Origin of the sequence: Streptococcus infantis (assembly GCF_047460825.1) — a bacterium.
GTDB classification, from domain to species: Bacteria; Bacillota; Bacilli; order Lactobacillales; family Streptococcaceae; genus Streptococcus; species Streptococcus infantis_V.
The window spans coordinates 39,921-58,693 of record NZ_JASHFO010000011.1; the positions used below are offsets into that span (position 1 = coordinate 39,921).

Annotated in this window: 20 protein-coding genes and 1 pseudogene; 8 read left to right on the forward strand and 13 right to left on the reverse strand. The window is 37.1% G+C overall.

Features of this window, described 5'->3' with window-relative positions; genetic code table 11:
• Nucleotides 1-7 precede the first annotated feature (7 nt).
• Together QM911_RS04855 and mnmA are read right to left on the reverse strand one after the other, a co-directional pair.
• On the reverse strand, nucleotides 8-463 hold the full coding sequence (locus QM911_RS04855) for an NUDIX hydrolase (protein WP_414313277.1): 456 nt from the start codon (nucleotides 461-463) through the stop codon (nucleotides 8-10).
• Between the two features lie 139 nt (nucleotides 464-602).
• Nucleotides 603-1,724, reverse strand: a complete 1,122-nt coding sequence (gene mnmA, locus QM911_RS04860; protein ID WP_414313278.1) for a tRNA 2-thiouridine(34) synthase MnmA — start codon at nucleotides 1,722-1,724, stop codon at nucleotides 603-605.
• A 305-nt stretch (nucleotides 1,725-2,029) separates the two neighbouring features.
• Between mnmA and QM911_RS04865 the strand changes: the two genes are divergently transcribed.
• Nucleotides 2,030-2,833: a hypothetical protein gene (locus tag QM911_RS04865; RefSeq protein WP_414313279.1), complete on the forward strand. Its 804-nt coding sequence runs from the start codon at nucleotides 2,030-2,032 to the stop codon at nucleotides 2,831-2,833.
• A 178-nt stretch (nucleotides 2,834-3,011) separates the two neighbouring features.
• Here QM911_RS04865 and QM911_RS04870 read toward each other — a convergent pair whose 3' ends face one another.
• The 5 genes from QM911_RS04870 to QM911_RS04890 form a co-directional block, all read right to left on the reverse strand.
• On the reverse strand, nucleotides 3,012-3,227 hold the full coding sequence (locus QM911_RS04870) for a hypothetical protein (RefSeq protein ID WP_414313280.1): 216 nt from the start codon (nucleotides 3,225-3,227) through the stop codon (nucleotides 3,012-3,014).
• Nucleotides 3,228-3,254: 27 nt separating this feature from the next.
• The gene (locus QM911_RS04875; RefSeq protein WP_414313281.1) at nucleotides 3,255-3,488 is read right to left on the reverse strand and encodes a hypothetical protein; all 234 of its coding nucleotides are present in this window, start codon (nucleotides 3,486-3,488) and stop codon (nucleotides 3,255-3,257) included.
• 232 nt (nucleotides 3,489-3,720) lie between these two features.
• Nucleotides 3,721-5,049 carry an HNH endonuclease signature motif containing protein gene (locus QM911_RS04880; protein WP_414313282.1) on the reverse strand — a complete coding sequence of 443 codons (1,329 nt, stop codon included), beginning with the start codon at nucleotides 5,047-5,049 and terminating at the stop codon, nucleotides 3,721-3,723.
• On the reverse strand, nucleotides 5,046-6,668 hold the full coding sequence (locus QM911_RS04885) for an AAA family ATPase (protein WP_414313283.1): 1,623 nt from the start codon (nucleotides 6,666-6,668) through the stop codon (nucleotides 5,046-5,048). The genes QM911_RS04880 and QM911_RS04885 overlap by 4 nt, the downstream gene beginning before the upstream one ends.
• A 181-nt stretch (nucleotides 6,669-6,849) precedes the next feature.
• On the reverse strand, nucleotides 6,850-7,050 hold the full coding sequence (locus QM911_RS04890; protein WP_414313284.1) for a DUF5966 family protein: 201 nt from the start codon (nucleotides 7,048-7,050) through the stop codon (nucleotides 6,850-6,852).
• Between the two features lie 240 nt (nucleotides 7,051-7,290).
• On the opposite strand from QM911_RS04890, the gene QM911_RS04895 reads away from it, so the two are divergent.
• Both QM911_RS04895 and QM911_RS04900 read left to right on the forward strand, forming a co-directional pair.
• Complete coding sequence (locus QM911_RS04895) at nucleotides 7,291-7,608, forward strand: IS110 family transposase (RefSeq protein ID WP_414313294.1); 318 nt, start codon at nucleotides 7,291-7,293, stop codon at nucleotides 7,606-7,608.
• A gap of 185 nt (nucleotides 7,609-7,793) precedes the next feature.
• Nucleotides 7,794-8,069, forward strand: a pseudogene (locus tag QM911_RS04900) (IS110 family transposase); the annotation flags it as partial.
• 196 nt (nucleotides 8,070-8,265) lie between these two features.
• On the opposite strand, the gene QM911_RS04905 reads toward QM911_RS04900, so the two are convergent.
• Nucleotides 8,266-8,904 carry a LysM peptidoglycan-binding domain-containing protein gene (locus QM911_RS04905; protein ID WP_414313285.1) on the reverse strand — a complete coding sequence of 213 codons (639 nt, stop codon included), beginning with the start codon at nucleotides 8,902-8,904 and terminating at the stop codon, nucleotides 8,266-8,268.
• A gap of 241 nt (nucleotides 8,905-9,145) precedes the next feature.
• Here QM911_RS04905 and sdaAB point away from each other — a divergent pair, with 241 nt between their 5' ends.
• Genes sdaAB through QM911_RS04920 form a run of 3 tightly spaced genes read left to right on the forward strand, consistent with a single transcriptional unit; the run spans nucleotide 9,146 to nucleotide 11,363 of the window.
• A complete protein-coding gene (gene sdaAB / locus QM911_RS04910; RefSeq protein ID WP_001191178.1) occupies nucleotides 9,146-9,817 on the forward strand; it encodes an L-serine ammonia-lyase, iron-sulfur-dependent subunit beta in 672 nt (223 codons plus the stop codon).
• Between the two features lie 8 nt (nucleotides 9,818-9,825).
• Entirely contained in the window at nucleotides 9,826-10,698 is an 873-nt protein-coding gene (gene sdaAA, locus QM911_RS04915) for an L-serine ammonia-lyase, iron-sulfur-dependent, subunit alpha (RefSeq protein ID WP_414313286.1), read from the forward strand.
• A gap of 23 nt (nucleotides 10,699-10,721) precedes the next feature.
• On the forward strand, nucleotides 10,722-11,363 hold the full coding sequence (locus QM911_RS04920; RefSeq protein WP_414313287.1) for an HAD hydrolase-like protein: 642 nt from the start codon (nucleotides 10,722-10,724) through the stop codon (nucleotides 11,361-11,363).
• Between the two features lie 87 nt (nucleotides 11,364-11,450).
• On the opposite strand, the gene QM911_RS04925 is transcribed toward QM911_RS04920, so the two are convergent.
• Both QM911_RS04925 and QM911_RS04930 read right to left on the reverse strand, forming a co-directional pair.
• Nucleotides 11,451-11,867 carry a DUF805 domain-containing protein gene (locus QM911_RS04925; RefSeq protein WP_414313288.1) on the reverse strand — a complete coding sequence of 139 codons (417 nt, stop codon included), beginning with the start codon at nucleotides 11,865-11,867 and terminating at the stop codon, nucleotides 11,451-11,453.
• A gap of 151 nt (nucleotides 11,868-12,018) precedes the next feature.
• Entirely contained in the window at nucleotides 12,019-12,444 is a 426-nt protein-coding gene (locus QM911_RS04930; RefSeq protein ID WP_414313289.1) for a DUF805 domain-containing protein, read from the reverse strand.
• Between the two features lie 370 nt (nucleotides 12,445-12,814).
• Between QM911_RS04930 and QM911_RS04935 the strand changes: the two genes are divergently transcribed.
• Complete coding sequence (locus QM911_RS04935) at nucleotides 12,815-14,071, forward strand: ISL3 family transposase (RefSeq protein WP_414313295.1); 1,257 nt, start codon at nucleotides 12,815-12,817, stop codon at nucleotides 14,069-14,071.
• 57 nt (nucleotides 14,072-14,128) lie between these two features.
• Here QM911_RS04935 and QM911_RS04940 read toward each other — a convergent pair whose 3' ends face one another.
• Nucleotides 14,129-15,979, reverse strand: a complete 1,851-nt coding sequence (locus tag QM911_RS04940; protein ID WP_414313290.1) for a polysaccharide biosynthesis protein — start codon at nucleotides 15,977-15,979, stop codon at nucleotides 14,129-14,131.
• 56 nt (nucleotides 15,980-16,035) lie between these two features.
• Entirely contained in the window at nucleotides 16,036-17,070 is a 1,035-nt protein-coding gene (locus QM911_RS04945) for a glycosyltransferase family 2 protein (protein ID WP_414313291.1), read from the reverse strand.
• 215 nt (nucleotides 17,071-17,285) lie between these two features.
• Between QM911_RS04945 and QM911_RS04950 the strand changes: the two genes are divergently transcribed.
• Entirely contained in the window at nucleotides 17,286-18,452 is a 1,167-nt protein-coding gene (locus QM911_RS04950) for a CynX/NimT family MFS transporter (protein ID WP_414291485.1), read from the forward strand.
• 134 nt (nucleotides 18,453-18,586) lie between these two features.
• On the opposite strand, the gene QM911_RS04955 is transcribed toward QM911_RS04950, so the two are convergent.
• Nucleotides 18,587-18,773, reverse strand: a 187-nt coding sequence (locus QM911_RS04955) for a transposase (protein WP_414313292.1), incomplete at its 5' end; no start/stop codon positions are given.

An 18,773-nucleotide genomic window follows, 5' to 3' on the forward strand; every position in this document is an offset into this window, starting at 1 on the left:
TTCTCTCCTATTCGTTAAGATGGATGTGTCGTAATTGTCCGTCCCAATTTGGTAAGGTAGTTTTTAAAAAGGCTGGAACTAGCTGGAAATCCTCTAGCTTATCCAAGTCAATCCACTCGCAGGGTTGCGTTTTCTCATCTTCCTGCATGGTCAATGGGGCATCCTCTAGCAAGTCCACTAAATAATGGAACTCGATATTATGGTAATTAACGCCGTCTTCTTCAAAACGATTTTCAACCACAAAAGCTAACTGAACAGCTTTAGATGCGACACCCAGTTCTTCCCTCACTTCGCGGACTACTGCATCTTCCGTTCTCTCATTGACTTGAATAGCTCCACCAATGGTGTAATACTGGTTCTTATCTTTGGTGACTAGAAGTTTGCGATGTTGGACAATCAAGGCTGTCGCCCGAACTCCAAAAACAGTGTTTCCCACCTTTGTCCGAAAGTCTGGTTGAGTCATTTTTATCCTTTCCCTTAAACGACACAAAAACAGTCAAAACTCCAAAGAAGTGCAGGGCAAAAAGCCTGCAACATCCATGAGCTTTGACCATCATTTCTATTGCTTTTATTATTGTAGCAAATTGAGAAAATTTGTCAATCTAAATGTACTGACAAACTTTGCCATCGCGGTAGGCATTGTCAATCAAACCGCCACCGAGACATTCTTCACCGTCGTAGAAGACAACTGCCTGTCCTGGTGTAATGGCGCGTTGTGGCTCCGCAAAGATGACCTCTGCCTTATCTCCTTTGACATGTACAGTCACTTTAGAGTCAGGCTGACGATAGCGGAATTTAGCCGTGCATTCTAACGTAAATTCCTCTGGCATATCACGAGTAAAGTGGACCTGACTGGCTTCTAAGCTAGTTGACATAAGCGAGTCATGGTAGAATCCTTGACCTACATAGAGAATGTTCTGACTCAAATCTTTGCCGACAACGAACCAAGGGGCATTGTCCCCGCCGTGTTGCCCACCTATACCGAGTCCGCCACGCTGACCGATCGTATAGTACATCAGACCAGCATGCTCACCCATATCGCGACCATCCACAGTCATCATTCGACCAGGCTGAGCTGGTAGGTAGTTGCTGAGAAATTCTTTAAAGTTCTTTTCTCCGATAAAGCAAATCCCTGTCGAATCTTTCTTCTTAGCAGTCGCAAGGCCTGCTTCTTCTGCTAGTTTGCGAACTTCAGGCTTTTCTAGATGTCCCAATGGGAACATGGTCTTTTGTAATTGTTCTTGTGAAAGTTGACTGAGGAAATAGGTCTGGTCTTTGCCATTGTCTACGCCACGAAGCATGTGAACGATGCCATCCTCATCACGCACCACTCGGGCATAGTGCCCAGTCGCTACATAGTCTGCTCCCAAGGTCATAGCATAGTCCAAAAAGGCCTTAAACTTGATTTCCTTGTTACACATAACGTCTGGATTTGGCGTGCGTCCTGCACGGTATTCCGCTAGGAAATACTCAAAAACGCGGTCCCAGTACTCTTTTTCAAAGTTGACAGAGTAGTAAGGAATGCCAAGTTGGTCTGCCACTGCAGCCACATCCTTGTAATCTTCGGTCGCCGTACAGACGCCGTTTTCATCTGTGTCGTCCCAGTTCTTCATGAAGATACCGATCACATCGTAGCCCTGCTCCTTGAGCAAGAGAGCCGTCACCGACGAATCAACACCACCACTCATCCCCACGACAACACGTGTTTTAGAGTTATCACTCATGGTAGTTCTCCCATCTATTCGTTTATTCACGATTGAAGGTCGTGTTTGCTATCACGATTGAAGGTCGTTTGAGCAGTTTTCATTATAACATGCTTGGTTAGAGAAGACAAGGAAGAGGCTGGCAATCTATCAACCTCTTCTGTCAATACATGAAAATCAGGATACAAAAGAAATCAATTCATTCCTAAATCTCTATTCTCTTTAAAAACTTATTTTTAAAATCAACTAAAAATGATATACTGTAATAAGGAGGAATGCGCACATGATTCCATATATACACCATCATCCATGTGCGTAGGACTAATGTGAACAACTACAAAGATATTCTAAAATCAAAAAATACTATTTTTATTATTACACTTATTGCAGGTATTGGACTTTTGACAGGCTTAGTCCTCCATCAAGAAAAAATCCAAGCAGAGAGAGGGAATGTTGCTCTCATCAAACAACAAAAAAATCAACAAGATGTCGAACAAGTAAAAAACGCCATTAAAGACTTCAATATTGATTCTGAAACCATTATAGAAGATTGGAAAAAAATTCAAGAATTAAAACCAACTACTGATGAAGGCAAAAAGACATTAGCAGACTTTCTCGCTTCTACTGCCGATAAAGTCACAAATCATTATAGTGAAAAAGCTTTGAAATTAGATATAAAGGATTCTGATAGCCAGTTTCAAGATAAACAAACACTTGAGACAGCCATCACTTCCTTGCAAAGAATAATAGACATCATTAAAAACATTAATTCTGCCAGCGACCAAGTTGCTCTTGAAGAAAAGATAAAACCAATTCAAGAACTAATCTCTAAATTTCAAAAACAAGTTGAAGCCTTGACCAAAAAAGAACAACAAAAGTCTAACCAGACTGAAACGACTAGTAGCGTTCAGGGAGTAGAAACCTACAATTCAGAAGATAGCAACTACACTCCAACCTACACTGAATCATATGGAAGCATTAATAACTCCCAAATACCTGCAACTGAGCAATATTCAACTGATAGTGCTAGCAGTGGAGGAGATAATGGCGCTAATACAGGAAGACAAACTGCTGATTCTTCAGGTTCTCAATCAGAGTCTAATAGCGATACAACCAGTTCGTCTAACTAATAATCTAGATGGCGAAATCCCATAAACTTGTAAGTCCTCAGCACCAATGTTTATAATGGTCTCTCATCAAATGTAAACACACAAAAAGAGCCGTTTAAGGCTCTTTTTTAGGATTCTATGATATTTGTAGTAGGTAAATTCCCTATAGATATTATGGAGCCAATTATTGATAAAAACTTTAGTCATCATCATCTCTATAAAAATATTTTCTATACACCCTTGATAATACCAAAATTAATGCCAATATCACACCAAGAGCCATAATAATAGAACTTATTAGATTTATTTTAGTATGTCCAATCACTAGTCCAATAATTGGACTAGTGGACATGCTTAGATATAATAAAAATGACAAAAAATGAATTTCACCAATTCCTGCAAAAAAATGTTTCATTTAAAAATCCCAATTTTACCTTTCATCTTAATAATCCACTAGCAAATCTATTGACTTCTCTTTTTTTTTGAAAAATCTTGATAGCAAGTTTACTCCACTTAATGCCACTAAGATTTCAATGGGCAAAAAATAGTAATCCCATATCAAATGAGAAATCAGCAATGTTAGAAATAGTATACAGTCAATATAACTATTCTTAAAATAATCTGTAATTACATAGTACAGAAATGCCACAACCACTGAAATTAAAATAACCATCATAATACTATTATCCAGTCCTTCTCACTAACGCTTTTCCAAAATTTCATTTTTGGGGGACTTAGTAATGAAATTCCAATTAGCAATAACCTTATTAAAACTTTACTATCCTAAATTTAGTTAACTTCAGAGTTATGAGAAATTTAATGAAATTCTAATATACTAAAACTAGATTTTTAAATAATATATTTACTTAAAGAAGAATTACTACTTAAATAACTTTGTATAAAATTTTTTATCTTAGTATTTGATTAATTATAGGATTTAGATCCTCTAAGTGTTGAGAATTAATATCAAATGAACCTTCAATAAGCAAAATACAAAAATTGCCATTGCTAAGAGGAATTACAATTTCTGTGCCTGCTTTATTTTCAGGTTTCACAATAGATAACAATAATGATTCATTAACATTGAAATATTTATGAGAGTTTATTAATTCTGAATATTTCCCTTCAGGTCTAAAATTAAAAACCATTTGTTCACTTTGAAAAACTCCTCTAAAATCGATTAATTCTAAATAGCTGTTTTTAAGTTCATAGATACCAATAAATAAAATTAAAGGCAGTACTCCTTTAATGAGTTCTAAACAATTAGCTCGATGGTTAATTAACTCTTCTTGTACTTTAGCCTCTAAATTCTTAATTGAATCTGCTAACCTATCACTATAATTAACCAAAATATTGAGGTATTTTGCTAAACAAGTCAAAAATTCAGTATTCTCATTAATTGTTAATATGCACAAGTGTCTCAAATAACTCTCATCAATAAATTTATATCCTTCAGAAGCAACATAATTATCTAAACATAAGAAATAACCTTTAAGTTCAGTAATACTGTAGACATCACTATTTAGATGAATAACTTGTTGGAACTCATCCATAAGTTTGAGAAAAGCAATATTGGTTAAATCCAAGTACTTTTGTCGGAGTTTATATAAATCAATGTTCTCTCTTATGTACATCACCTGTTCTTGAGGAACAACATTTAAATCTGCAAAATTGATATCAATAGTAGATTCAAACGGCTTTTCTACATTAACTTTAATTATTATTGTTAGATAATCAAATGGTGAAAAACCATGAAAATATGGATTCAACACTTTCGATGGGATTCCATCATTTTTTCGCATATTACAATTATAACAAGTTGGGACCAAATTGATGGGGGTAATCGAAAGAAATGGAAACTTACTCTTAGGAAGAATATGGTCCAGTGTGACTTGGCTATACGCAAACGAACAATCACAAATTGGGCATCGTTTCTCAACTAGCTGTTCCATATATTCTCTGTACTTAAATAATGTTCGTCCACTATAATATTCCGAATAGTAATTTTGAATACTCGAAAAAGTATAATTGTCATCATCTTTACTTGTTATTCGTAAGTTAGAAAGGTTATCATAACTGTCGTTATATTCTTTTTCATAGTATGATAGCAACGAAACAATAGCATTAAAACTATCTTCATCATCAATGTCTAACATTTCTACAAAATCTACCGATTCATATCTTAATGTATCTAAAATCTCCTTGACAGTGATATCCATTCCTTCAATTCTTCTCATTCGCTAGTTCCTTCTAAAAATAAATTAATCAGTAATCTGGCCTCACTACCAGAAAAATCTAGTAATTTCCTAAGTTCACTTTTACCATTTTCAACAAATTTCAATCTTTCAATTAAATTATAGTATCCTGATTGTTGAAGACCAATATTGAATATCTGATCATTAATTACATTTATATTTTCTCCAAACGTGTTAAAATTAACTGACTTTATCAGATATTCTCCACGATAGTCACGATAAGTCTGCTTTACACACCTATTAGGAAACTCTTGAAGAGTAATTGGGGAATGTGTGATAATAAAACCTAAACCATTTACTGAACTTACAATATCAGAAATGAGACGGACATATGATTTAATCATCGGAGGATGTAGAAATAACTCAGGTTCATCAATAAATACAACCGTTCTTTCCGTTAATTTCAAAATAAGCTGTGTTATTGTTAATAAAAATATTTTTTGTCCTGAACTAAAATTTTTGATTTTTTGATATGTCTCATCATAGTTTTCATAATCAAATCCACTTGTGGTTGAATCCTCGCTCTCAACTTCGTCAGATCTAGTTAAATCATTTTTAAAAATATAAATAAGGTTATATCCCCATTCTTCAAAAGATATACGTTCTGTTGCTTCTAGCCAAAGTTTAGACTTATCTACACTAAATTTAATCTTTTGTAAACTTTCCATGATATCATCAGTGATTCTATCGCTAATTTTTGTATTTCCATCTACTTCTCTATCATAATTTAAAAAACCGATATATTCAAACCTTTCTCTCTCCTCTGGATTTAATTCGATTTCAAACTTCTCATCAAATGGGCTGAATGAACTGTACAAAATTTTCTTCATGATATTCGCATCCTCTTGTGTGTCAAATTCGCTATTTTCTATTGTAATTTCAGAAGATTTATTGAAAATAGCTTTTGATAATTCTCTGATAAATCTTGTTTTACCGCTCCCATTTCCTCCAATGATACAAAATACATTATTAGAAACTGATATTGGTAATGTTCTATCATTTACCCTAAACGAAATGTTATCCTTTGGTTTTACATCAACTTCAAAAGCTGTTTGGCTTCCTTTTTTTATTGTAAATTTATAATCAGAAAGAAAGGATTTTTTGACTGTCAATCTATGCAAGCTATTCAATAATTCTTTCCATTCTAATAATGTTTGAGTTCTAAAAAATGAATTATCAAACATACCTATTAAATACTTAGGACTGACATCAGTATCAAAATCACTATTTAGTTCAACACCATATAGTGATTTTTCATATTCTTTTTGTAACTTTTTGTATTTTGTTAAGAAATCATTGCTTTTATAGACAATATCTCCTGTTAATGTAAACCATCTGTCCAATCCGACATCGTCTAAGGTATTTGATAAGAATTGATAATAATCTTTTGATTGTGCAAATAAAAAAAAGTTACCTTCATTTTCAATTTGATTCTCTTTAATTCTACAAAAATTTTCATCTGTATTTGGATAAATCTTTACTAAATGACTTACCTCTCCTGAATCTCCATTAAAAATAAATTCTGCTGTTTGTTTGTAACCATAATCATCCCATGAGTTAACACGAAAAGAAATCCTAGACAAAAATTCTTCAATATTCATTTTAATTCTCCTGCTTCAAATAATAACTTTAATAGTATTATAACAAATTTATCAATTAACAATATTACTTCATACTAAAAAGCATAAAATAGAAAATATTACAAAATTTTATACTTTTAAATAATTAATAGATAATGAGTATATTACTTTACTAACCAAGTATTTATATTTACATATATTCTTACAATAAAATATTTAATAATGATATTCCAAACATACTTTCTGAACTTCTACTTTTAACAATTTTCGCCACAACTCCTGCTTCTATCAAAATATTAAAACAAATATAGAAAGTGGAAAAACCCCAAATGCCATTTGCTACCAAATCTTCGGCGTAGAGAGATATCTCTGTGAACAAGAGGTAAATGCTATAGACTTCCATAAAAAACTCTAAGCAGGCAGAGCCTGCTAACTCATGACAGAAAAAGAAGTTTAGCTTATAATGAAGCTGAGCAATACAAATCCGTGTTGTTTAATAGGGCTTTTCCTAGCCTGTATAAAAAACTGGATGAACAAGAGTCATGAGATAACTCGAATATGCCTTGAGCATGAAAATAAAATTACTAGTAGCCTCTTGTTCTATTGTTCAAATATTTAACAGGAGGTTTTTATAGTGGAAGTCATGATTGAAACGTGTTGTGGAATTGATGTCCGCCAAAAATCCATTGTTTGTTGTATTCTAGATGGTCCACTAGATAGCAATAAACCAAAGAAAATTCAGAAGAAATTTGGGATAACTACTGTAGCTCTTCACAATGTCTTAGATTGGATGGTAGAAAATCACGTCACACATGTCATTTTTGAAAGTACTGGGCAATATTGGCTCCCTCTCTTTAATATCTTTTCAGATTCTGATCTCGTCTTAGTACTTGCCAATCCTCAACATATCAAGAATGTACCTGGTCGTAAGACAGGCGTGAAGGACGCTAATACTCAATGAAAATCAAAGAGCAAACTAGGAAGCTAGCCGCAAGCTGTACTTGAGTACGGTAAGGCGACGCTGACGTGGTTTGAATTTGATTTTAGAAGAGTATAAACTGTGCTGCCACTATTCTAGCTGAGATTGGACCAACTGTTACAGCCTTTCCATCCGATGCACACTTAGCATCATAGGCTGGACTCTGCCCAGGGTCTTATGAAAGTGCTGGCATTAAAAAATCCTCGCACATCACGCAAGGAAATCGCTATATCAAACAGGCTTTGACCATGTCGGGATTGATTGCAACACATTCTAAGGATCCAGTTTTTTCTTCTTTTTACAATCGAATTTGCCAAAGAGGAAGCAAGATGAAGGCGATTATTGTTTGTGCCCATAAGATTCTCAGAATCATTTACAAACTATTCTCCACTAAGCAGACTTATCAAAAAGAAAAGGCGCTAGGACTGAGGAAACAGTTTTAACGCCCAAACTAAAAAATTTCAATTACAGTATAGCACAAGAAGCGATTTTTTGCGCTTTTTTTACTGTCTTTTTTCAAATAAACCACACAGTGTTTCTTTCAGTTTGATGGTTTTCAAGACTGAAATCACTGTGTGGTTTTATTTTTAAGCTAGTTTTTACCCAGCCTCTTTTGCATCTTATTTTGTTCGTCAGTTCTTAGTACCAACCGTTGTTAAGCCAGAAGTTCTTAGCTGCAGTCCATGAACCGTAACGTCCTGCAACGTAAGCGTCTGCTACACGTTCTTGGTTTTCTGCTGAATAGTCACCGTTCAAGTATGAATCTGTCAATTGGTAACGTCCGATGTAACGTCCGTTTGTAGCTGTGTAGCTACCGCCTGATTCTTTTTGAGCGATCCATTCTTTAGCTTCTGCTTCAGATCCGCTTACAGTTGAAGTTGATGCTGAAGTTTCTGTTGTAGCAACAGTTTCTTCTGCTACAGTTACGCTTGCTGCTGGTGCTTCATAAGTTGTTGTTTCAGTAGCTGCAGGAGCTGCTACTGGAGCTTCTGCTGGAGCTTCTGCTGTCGCAGCTGAAGTAGTTGAAGTTGCTGGTGATTCACCATCAATCACCAATACTTGGTCTACATAGATCAAATGAATATCTTTAATCTTATTTTTTTCTGCCAATTTTTCAACAGTTGTATTGTATTTTTCAGCGATTCCTGATAGAGTGTCACCTGATTTTACTGTGTAAGTTGTTGTTTCTTGTGCAAAAGTAAGTGATGGTGCAAGGAAAGCAAGCGCTGCTGCTACTCCTACAAGTCCTGTTTTAATTTTGTTAGTTGTTGATTTCATATTAAAAGATTCTCCTTCTTTCTTATATTTCCATCATACCCTACTATTATTACTGTTTCTTGACGGTTTTATGTAGAAATGTTACAAGACTATGTTTTATTTCACTTAAATAGCCTCTTTTTGTTACAAAAGGCTTGATTTTATAGGCTTTATGGGGATTTTAGATATTTTATCATGGAATTGAGCGCTTGTATCTAATCTTTGATATAATAGAGTTAAGAATCTTTTTAAGGGGAAACAGATGCAATCACTTCGTTTTCAATCTGTCTTTGATATCATTGGCCCAGTCATGATTGGCCCATCTAGTAGTCACACGGCAGGAGCTGTTCGTATCGGTAAAATCGTCTCTTCTATCTTTGACGATACTCCAACCGAGGTCGAGTTCCAGCTTTTTAATTCTTTTGCAAAAACCTATCGAGGGCACGGAACTGATCTCGCCCTGGTCGCTGGAATCTTAGGAATGGACACAGATGATCCAGAAATTCCAAATAGTTTAGAAATTGCCCACAAGCGTGGCATCAAAATTGTCTGGACCATCCAGAAAGACAGTAACGCCCCTCACCCAAATACTACGAAAATCACTGTTAAGAATGAGCACAAGACCATCAGTGTGACAGGAATTTCAATCGGCGGTGGTAATATCCAGGTAACAGAGCTCAATGGCTTTGCCGTATCCCTCAACATGAACACTCCTACCATTATCATCGTTCATCAGGATGTTCCTGGTATGATTGCTCATGTAACAGAGGCCCTCTCTCGCTTTGACATTAACATCGCCCAAATGAATGTAACCCGAGAAAAAGCTGGTGAGAAAGCCATTATGATTATCGAAGTTGATAGTCGCAACTGTGATGAATCTATCGAAGAGATTCGTAAAATTCCTCATTTGCATAATGTCAATTTCTTTCAATAGGAGAAAATATGTTTTACTCTATCAAAGAATTAGTCCAACAAGCCGAACTTGATTTTCAAGGCAATGTTGCTGAGCTCATGATTACGACCGAGTTTGAGCTAACAGGTCGTGAACGTGAAGAAGTTCTCCTTCTCATGGAGCGCAACCTTGAAGTCATGAAAGCTTCAGTTGAGCTTGGTCTTAGTGAAAAGAAATCTCGTAGCGGTTTGACAGGTGGAGATGCTGCAAAGCTTGACCACTACATCAAAAAAGGAAAGACCCTATCAGACTTCACTGTCTTGTCTGCAGCTCGTAATGCTATCGCCGTTAATGAACACAATGCCAAGATGGGACTGGTCTGTGCAACACCTACTGCTGGTAGTGCAGGCTGCCTTCCAGCCGTTCTCACTGCTGCTATTCAAAAGTTGGATTTAACTCATGAACAACAACTAGACTTCTTATTCGCTGCAGGTGCTTTTGGTCTCGTCATTGCTAACAACGCGTCTATCTCGGGAGCCGAAGGTGGCTGCCAGGCCGAAGTCGGTTCAGCTTCAGCCATGAGTGCCGCTGCCCTAACCCTAGCTGCAGGCGGAACGCCTTATCAGGCGAGTCAGGCTATCGCCTTAGTTATCAAAAACATGCTCGGTCTTATCTGTGACCCAGTTGCAGGTTTAGTTGAAGTTCCTTGCGTCAAGCGGAATGCCATGGGAGCAAGCTTCGCCTTCATCGCAGCCGATATGGCTCTGGCTGGTATTGAATCCAAAATTCCAGTTGATGAGGTCATTGACGCCATGTATCAAGTAGGATCTAGCTTACCAACTGCCTTTCGTGAAACTGCTGAAGGGGGGCTCGCTGCCACACCTACAGGTCGTCGCCTTCAAAAAGAAATCTTCGGCGAATAATTTCATCATTATGAGGAGAATCAATGTCATCTATATCTGCTATCTTTTTTGACTTAGATGGAACGCTAGTTGATAGTTCTATCGGTATCCATAATGGTTTCACCTATACCTTTGACCAACTTGGAGTTTCTAGTCCTGGTGCCAAAACCATTCGAGGTTTTATGGGGCCCCCACTAGAAACCAGCTTTGCTAGTTGTTTACCAGCTGAGCAAATAGAGGAAGCCATCCAGCTCTATCGTTCTTATTATAAGGAAAAGGGTGTTTACGAAGCCCAACTCTTTCCACATATCAAAGATTTACTCGTAGAACTAGCTGAGCATTATCCTCTTTATATCACTACTACGAAGAATACACCAACCGCAGTTGACATGACTAGCAATTTTGGGATTGACCACTTCTTTGATGGCATTTATGGTTCAAGCCCTCAAGCCCTACACAAGGCAGATGTCATCCGTCAAACTTTGACAACTCATAACTTGGAGCCAGAAAAAGTTGTTATTATCGGAGATACCAAGTTTGATATGATTGGTGCCCAAGAAACTGGCATTAAAAAATTAGCGGTAACCTGGGGATTTGGGGAGGAGAATGACCTCATGGGCTATCATCCTGACTGGGTTGCTCATCAGCCGGCAGACATTTTACAGCATCTACAATTAAAACGTTAAAACAAAAGACTCCCAGCCTAAAAGTTAGGTTTGGGAGCTTTTTGTCTGCTCTTAATGTGGAGAATGACATTCCCTGTACTCATCCAATTATTCAAAGGGGGTAGCTTCTTCGCTTTCAACTTCTTTAGGTCTATTGATTGTTACTATTTCTACTTCCCTACTTGGCATAGCTAGCAGAACTAATAGAGCAAAACGTCCAACCATTGGAACAAAGTGAAGGAAGATAAAGGCCCAGTGGAAACCTCCATCACGCAAACGTCGAATCTTTAACGCTAAAGTAGGCAACAAAAGGAGTAGAGCCAAAATGGCATAAATACTGACAACCAATATAACTAAAGTAAAGTTCAGAGAAGGGCCTTGGTTTATTTCTTTATTGAAGATAAGGATATACAGGGGGAGGAACAAGATATGATTCATCAGCCAAACCCACCAATACTCTGGACGTGTTGAGCGTCCTACAAAATCTACATAACCTTTTAAAAAATTTATATAAGCCCTAAACAAGATATTTCTCCTTTTTAACAACTGTATACTATAAAGCAGCCTCATTGTTCTAAAACACTCCCAAATCTATTTTAGATATGGGAGTGTTAGATATTTGCTTAACAATATAAAGAAAACTCTAAAACAGTTTCACTTGCAAAACCTAAACTTCTTAGTTTTTGTCTGATTCTTCGAATGGTGAAACTTCTACAACTTCTTCAGTTTCATTGATGGTTACTACTTCTACTTGTTTCGTTGGCATGGCTAACAAAACTAAAAGAACAAGAGGTCCAACCATCGGAATAAAAATGATAAAGATTAGAGCCCAGTGGAAACCAGCATCACGTAGTCGACGAACTGTCAATGCAAGTCCAGGTAAGAAAAGTGCTATACCGAAGATCATATAGATAATAGCAATTCCACCCAAGGCCATAAGAGCAGCCTCATTTCTTGGATTTGCTAGTGCCTTAAAATATACTGAGTAAAAAGGGACAAGGAGGATCATATTTGTTAGCCAAATCCACCAATACTCTGAGCGTGTTGAACGGCCTGTAAAATCTACATAACCTTTAAAGAAATTCTTATATGCGTTAATCATAAGTTACTCCCTATTTTTTTAATTCATACGAAATGAAAATGAAAGAGCAAATTAGAAAGTTCGTTATAAACCATATCTAAGTACAGTCAAACGATGCAGACCTCAGTTACTTTGATTTTCAAATAGTATAAATTTAGTTTACCATAAATGTTCAACAATGACAAGTTTGTTCAAGAAATTGGTAAAGGAGTAGCAGTTATCAAGAAAAGGTATAATTCCACTCACTTCTAACATGAAGCTAGGAATCAGGCTCTATAATATTTGTAGTGGGTAAATCCCCTATAGATATTATGGAGCCTATTTTGTGTAGAAAAAAAGTCCCATAAGATCTATAATGAAAAGCGACGAAACCATCATTAGAAAGAATCATATGGAACAATTACATTTTATCACAAAACTCCTTGATATCAAAGACCCAAACATAAAAATTGTAGATGTCATCAATAGGGATACACACAAGGAAATCCTAGCTAAACTAGACTACGATGCCCCATCTTGTCCTGATTGCGGAAATCAAATGAAGAAATATGACTTTCAAAAACCGTCTAAGATTCCTTACCTTGAGACGACTGGTATGCCTACTAGAATTCTCCTTAGAAAGCGTCGATTTAAGTGCTATCATTGCTCGAAAATGATGGTCGCTGAGACTTCTATCGTCAAGAAAAATCATCAAATCCCTCGTATTATCAACCAAAAGATTGCGCAAAAGTTGATTGAGAAGACTTCTATGACAGATATTGCTCATCAGCTGGCCATTTCAACTTCAACTGTCATTCGCAGGTTAAATGACTTTCACTTTAAGCATGACTTTAGCCGACTTCCTGAGATTATGTCTTGGGACGAGTATTCTTTTACCAAGGGAAAGATGAGTTTCATTGCACAAGATTTTGACAATCTCAACATTATCACCGTGCTTGAAGGTAGAACCCAGACTATCATCCGAAATCACTTTCTGCGCTACGATAGAGCCGTTCGCTGTCAGGTGAAAATCATTACTATGGATATGTTTAGTCCTTACTATAACTTGGCTAAACAGCTTTTTCCTTATGCTAAAATCGTTCTAGATCGTTTTCACATTGTGCAACATCTTAGCCGTGCTATGAGTCGTGTCCGTGTTCAAATCATGAATCAGTTTGATAGAAAATCCCATGAATACAAAGCTATCAAGCGCTACTGGAAGCTCATTCAACAGGATAGTCGTAAACTAAGTGATAAACGTTTTTATCGCCCTACTTTTCGCATGCACTTAACAAATAAGGAGATTCTAGACAAGCTTTTGAGCTATTCAGAAGACTTGAGACACCACTATAATCTCTATCAGCTCTTGCTTTTTCACTTTCAGAACAAGGAGCCAGACAAATTTTTCGGACTCATTGAGGACAATCTTAAACAGGTTCATCCTCTTTTTCAGACTATCTTCAAAACCTTCCTCAAGGACAAAGAGAAAATTGTCAACGCCCTTCAATTGCCCTATTCCAACGCTAAATTGGAAGCAACCAATAATCTCATTAAACTCATCAAACGAAATGCCTTTGGTTTTAGGAACTTTGACAACTTTAAGAAACGAATTTTCATCGCTCTGAATATAAAAATGAAGAGGACATCAATTGTCCTCTCCAGATGTTAGTTTTTATTCAACCCACTACAGTTGACAATGAGCCAGGAATCATACCCTTTTACTTTTTTAATGAATGTGAGTTGTTTCGTTAGCAAAACCGATAATAGCTTGCTTCAACTCTGAACCTTGCAAGGCACGGAATTCTTCAATCTTTTGATTGATGACTTCAAGTGGCATGACATTAACCTTACCAACAAAAATCTTATCCATGACTTGATTATCAACTAATTCAGTAGATACCAACAACTCCTCATAGAGTTTCTCACCTGGACGAATCCCCACTTCTACAATCGGAATTTCATTTTCAGTACGTCCGCTGAGAAGAACCATTTTCTTGGCCAAATCATAAATCTTAACTGGTTTGCCCATATCAAGGATAAAGACCTCTCCATCTTTAGCATAAGCTCCTGCATGGATCACCAAACGGCTAGCTTCTGGAATGGTCATAAAGTAACGAGTCATACGGAAGTCTGTCACAGTCACTGGACCACCCTCTGCAATCTGACGCTCAAATACTGGAATCACACTACCACGGCTACCAAGAACATTCCCAAAACGAACCGCACAATAGGTAGATTGACTACGTTGGTTGAATCCTGTAACAATCAACTCTGCCACACGTTTGGTAGCTCCCATTACGTTTGGTGGATTAACGGCCTTATCGGTCGAAATCATAACCATCTTCGGTACCTTAGCGGCATCAACTGCCTTGGCAACATTGTAAGTTCCGAGGATATTATTCTTAAAGGCTTCTTTTGGATTACGTTCCATCATTGGCACGTGCTTATGGGCAGCAGCGTGGTAAACAATGGCTGGTTGGTACTGCTCAAATACTTGAAGCAAGCGATCGTAGTCTTGGATGTCTGCAATCACAGGAACATAGTCAATTCCTTGGAAGCTACGAATCAATTCATGATAAATCAGATAAATAGAGTTTTCCCCATGACCCAAGAGAACCACGCGCTCTGGATTAAAGCGACTAATCTGACGGCAAATCTCAGACCCGATAGAACCTCCTGCACCTGTCACTAAGATGGTTTTTCCAGTAATTTCTGGTCCTAGACGCGACTCATCTAGTTGAATTTCTTTACGTCCCAAAAGGTCCGTAATGTCGATTTTTTGGAAACCACCTACCTGAGGATGCAAGCCCTGTACAAGAGACTCAATCTTGGGCATCTTATAACACTTCAAGCCAAGTTGGTTACACATTTTTAGGATGCGTTCATATTCTGATGGATCGAGAGAAGGAATCGCAACGATAACTTTTTCAATCTGATGACGTTTAGAGAGCTCTGGCAACTGTTCATAAGATCCTAAGACTGGGATCCCACCTAGTTTTTGACCTTTTTTCTTTTCATCATTGTCCAAAATACCCACTAACTCAAGATCACTCGTAGGATGTTGGTAGCTGTTCATAAAGAGAGCTCCACCGTCTCCCGCACCAATCAAGAAGGTACGACGATGTTCCCCTTCTCCATCACCCTTTTTGCGTCTTGAATAGATCAACTGCCAAGTAATACGTGGGAGCAAGATTAAGAAGGTGCTGAGCAAGATAAAGAGAACGATGAAACGCACAGAGAAAAGTGGCAAGAAGGCATAGCAAAGGAGATAGGACAAGACACTGCTGACACTTACTCCAATGAATATCTTCATAAAGTCTGTGATTTTGCTATAACGACTAATGCTAGCATTGAGCCCCCAGAATCCAATCATGATTTGATAGAAAAGGAAGGTCAAGCTTGTATAGATGACATAGTCCACAGGAGCTGGATTGATCAATCCATAAAACAAGATATAAGAAACAATGATTGAGGAAATCATGCTGGCAGCATCAAAAATCCCCCAAAAGACTTGTTTTTGTTGTTTATTTAATACTTCAACCAGATCAATTACATAATCTGTCATTTTTTTATTCATGTGAATGGTATCCTCCTACACAGAGAAAATGTTTAATTAAGCACGCTTAAGAAATTTTAATTTAAATACTGAATTTCGTATTTATAACCTTTTCTCCATTTAAAACCTTTGATTAATCCAACTATTGTACCTATACCATAGGTAAAATGAATAGAAAACAACATAAAAGGCATTAACAGTAATACTTCGTTTTTATGCTTCAATAAAGCAAGTATCGTCAAAGATATCACAAGTAAACTATATACTGTTAACAGAAGTACTAAAAACAATGGAGAAAAAGGTAGTAACATAGCACTTACAAAAATGCTTAACACAAACGCAAAGGGAACATAATGAAAAATAGATAGACATTTTGGTTTAACATGAGTTGTCAATCCAATCCATAGCCCGTTTGAATACTTTTGGTGGAGCATCTTTTTAAATGTTGGTCGAATATATTGATAAGATAAAACGTTGGGACTAAATCTTATTTTATATCCGTGATTTCTGATACGATAATGAAGTTCATTGTCTTCTGTTCTTCCAAGTTGTTCATCGACTAAACCAGCTTGCTCAAAAACTTCTCGACGGTACATGCCATGAAAAATAGAAGAAACATATCTGTCTTGAGAGCTGTTTCGATAATCTGCGATGCTGCTTCCAAACATATTTTCTTCAACGATATGTAAAGCTTGGGACCATTTACCCTCACCTTCAACAAGTGTTGGTCTAGGCCCCCCACAGACATATTCTCCCTGATTGATGATTTCAACATTATTCTTCACAAAATCCTCTGTGACTTTGGAATGTGCATCAATCTTCAAAATAAGGTCTCCATTAGAGTTCTTAATCCCTAAATTAAAACCACTTGCTTGATTCTTTTTAGGATTATCATACAATCTAATTGATCTAAATTCGGTATCCTCAGAGATAAATCGCTGAATAATATCGGTTGTCTTATCAGTAGACATTGCATTAATAAATAGAATTTCAATATTTTCTTTACTGTATGTCTGTCTTTTTAAATCTTCAATTAAGCCTGGTAAGTACTTCTCTTCATTATAAGCACTAATCACAATAGAGACGATTAAATTATCGATTTGTTGAATCACTTACAGTCTCCTAAATATTTTCTTTCACTATTTTATCACAAATTTTCAGACTTTCCTATTTTTATTTGAATTCCAGAAAAAAACTAGTAAATCTATCCTTCTTTTTTCCCCATGATTTCGCTCAACTAAGGAGCGGATTTTCTCACACCATCTTGACATCTATTGGAAAAAGCCTTAAAATAAGCTGTTATCAAAATCAGTTTATTGAGGTTCACATGAAAAAACGATCACTCTTTTTTATTCTAGGAATTATCTTAATCGGAGCGGTCTTAAGAGCTCCTTTTACGGCCTTACCAACTGTTTTGGGAGATATTGCTCAAGGTTTAGGAGTTGAGGTCAGTTCACTTGGGGTTTTGACCAGCCTTCCTCTCTTGATGTTTGCTCTTTTCTCCTCTTTTGCGACGCGTTTGGCTCAAAAGATTGGCCTCGAGCATCTTTTCACCTATAGTCTCCTCGTCTTAACCGTCGGTTCAGTGATTCGTATCTTCAATCTTCCCCTTCTCTATCTGGGAACCTTACTCATCGGAGCAAGTGTCGCTATTTTTAACGTACTTCTTCCTAGTATGATTCAAGCAAACTACCCACAAAAGATTAGCTTCCTGACAACGGTTTATGTGACGACTATGGGAATCGCGACAGCACTAGCTTCCTACCTCTCTGTACCCATTACTCAGGCAACATCTTGGAAGGGGCTGATTCTCTGCCTGTCCATGGTCTGCCTGCTAACCTTATTGGTCTGGTTCCCCAACCATGGCCACAATCATTTCCTAGAAGGGCATGAAGAGAAAAAAGAAAAAGAGAATATCCTAAAAAGCAAGCAAGTTTGGGCTATTATTGTCTTCGGTGGACTTCAGTCCCTACTCTTCTATACCAGCATGACCTGGTTACCAACCATGGCCATCAGTGCAGGGCTAGCTCATACAGATGCCGGACTTCTGGCTTCTATCTTTTCACTAATTAGCATTCCCTTCTCCATGACCATTCCAAGTTTAACGACGCGTTTGTCAAATCGTCACCGTCAAATCATGTTAACAATCATCTCTCTGGCTGGTATGTTAGGAATTGCCATGATTCTATACCCGAGCAACAGTTTCTTGTATTGGTTGGTTGCCCATCTCTTGATTGGTACTGCCTGTAGCGCTCTTTTCCCTTATCTCATGGTTTGCTTCTCTATTAAAACAAGCTCGCCTGAAAAAACGGCTCAATTATCTGGACTTGCCCAGACCGGTGGTTACATTCTAGCTGCCTTTGGACCAACTCTCTTTGGTTACAGTTTTAACATGTTCCAGTCTTGGGTTCCAGCGGTACTGATTCTTCTAGTAATTGATATCATCATGACAATCGCCCTCTTTATGGTGGATCGAGCGGATAAAATCCTTTAAAAGGTTGAAATTCAACTCAACGAGAAATACTTTTCAAGCCAGACGGATGTCTGGCTTCAGAACGAAGACAAACGCCAAAAATGACGTTTGTCTTTTTCTCTTTTCAAAAATAGTTTATCTCATCATCTACTAATCTATCCAAAAATCTGTATTTGAGAAAAATAAAAAGGGATATTTCCTATCCATTTCACCAATTTTTTGATATTTAAACACGCCAAAGTAAGCCCAACCTGATCCTCCATTTTGGACTTTCCTTTCTCTCTAGTGTATCTCAAATTATGGTACTCCTTAGCCGTTCCAAAGAGTCGTTCAATTGTTTCT

Bases quoted from the DNA above. Each gene is read 5' to 3' on its own strand.
- QM911_RS04855 (WP_414313277.1), bottom strand. From the start codon at position 463: ATGACTCAACCAGACTTTCGGACAAAGGTGGGAAACACTGTTTTTGGA.
- mnmA (WP_414313278.1), bottom strand. From the start codon at position 1,724: ATGAGTGATAACTCTAAAACACGTGTTGTCGTGGGGATGAGTGGTGGT.
- QM911_RS04870 (WP_414313280.1), bottom strand. From the start codon at position 3,227: ATGAAACATTTTTTTGCAGGAATTGGTGAAATTCATTTTTTGTCATTT.
- QM911_RS04875 (WP_414313281.1), bottom strand. From the start codon at position 3,488: ATGATGGTTATTTTAATTTCAGTGGTTGTGGCATTTCTGTACTATGTA.
- QM911_RS04880 (WP_414313282.1), bottom strand. From the start codon at position 5,049: ATGAGAAGAATTGAAGGAATGGATATCACTGTCAAGGAGATTTTAGAT.
- QM911_RS04885 (WP_414313283.1), bottom strand. From the start codon at position 6,668: ATGAATATTGAAGAATTTTTGTCTAGGATTTCTTTTCGTGTTAACTCA.
- QM911_RS04890 (WP_414313284.1), bottom strand. From the start codon at position 7,050: ATGGAAGTCTATAGCATTTACCTCTTGTTCACAGAGATATCTCTCTAC.
- QM911_RS04895 (WP_414313294.1), top strand. From the start codon at position 7,291: ATGATTGAAACGTGTTGTGGAATTGATGTCCGCCAAAAATCCATTGTT.
- QM911_RS04905 (WP_414313285.1), bottom strand. From the start codon at position 8,904: ATGAAATCAACAACTAACAAAATTAAAACAGGACTTGTAGGAGTAGCA.
- sdaAB (WP_001191178.1), top strand. From the start codon at position 9,146: ATGCAATCACTTCGTTTTCAATCTGTCTTTGATATCATTGGCCCAGTC.
- sdaAA (WP_414313286.1), top strand. From the start codon at position 9,826: ATGTTTTACTCTATCAAAGAATTAGTCCAACAAGCCGAACTTGATTTT.
- QM911_RS04920 (WP_414313287.1), top strand. From the start codon at position 10,722: ATGTCATCTATATCTGCTATCTTTTTTGACTTAGATGGAACGCTAGTT.
- QM911_RS04930 (WP_414313289.1), bottom strand. From the start codon at position 12,444: ATGATTAACGCATATAAGAATTTCTTTAAAGGTTATGTAGATTTTACA.
- QM911_RS04935 (WP_414313295.1), top strand. From the start codon at position 12,815: ATGGAACAATTACATTTTATCACAAAACTCCTTGATATCAAAGACCCA.
- QM911_RS04940 (WP_414313290.1), bottom strand. From the start codon at position 15,979: ATGAATAAAAAAATGACAGATTATGTAATTGATCTGGTTGAAGTATTA.
- QM911_RS04950 (WP_414291485.1), top strand. From the start codon at position 17,286: ATGAAAAAACGATCACTCTTTTTTATTCTAGGAATTATCTTAATCGGA.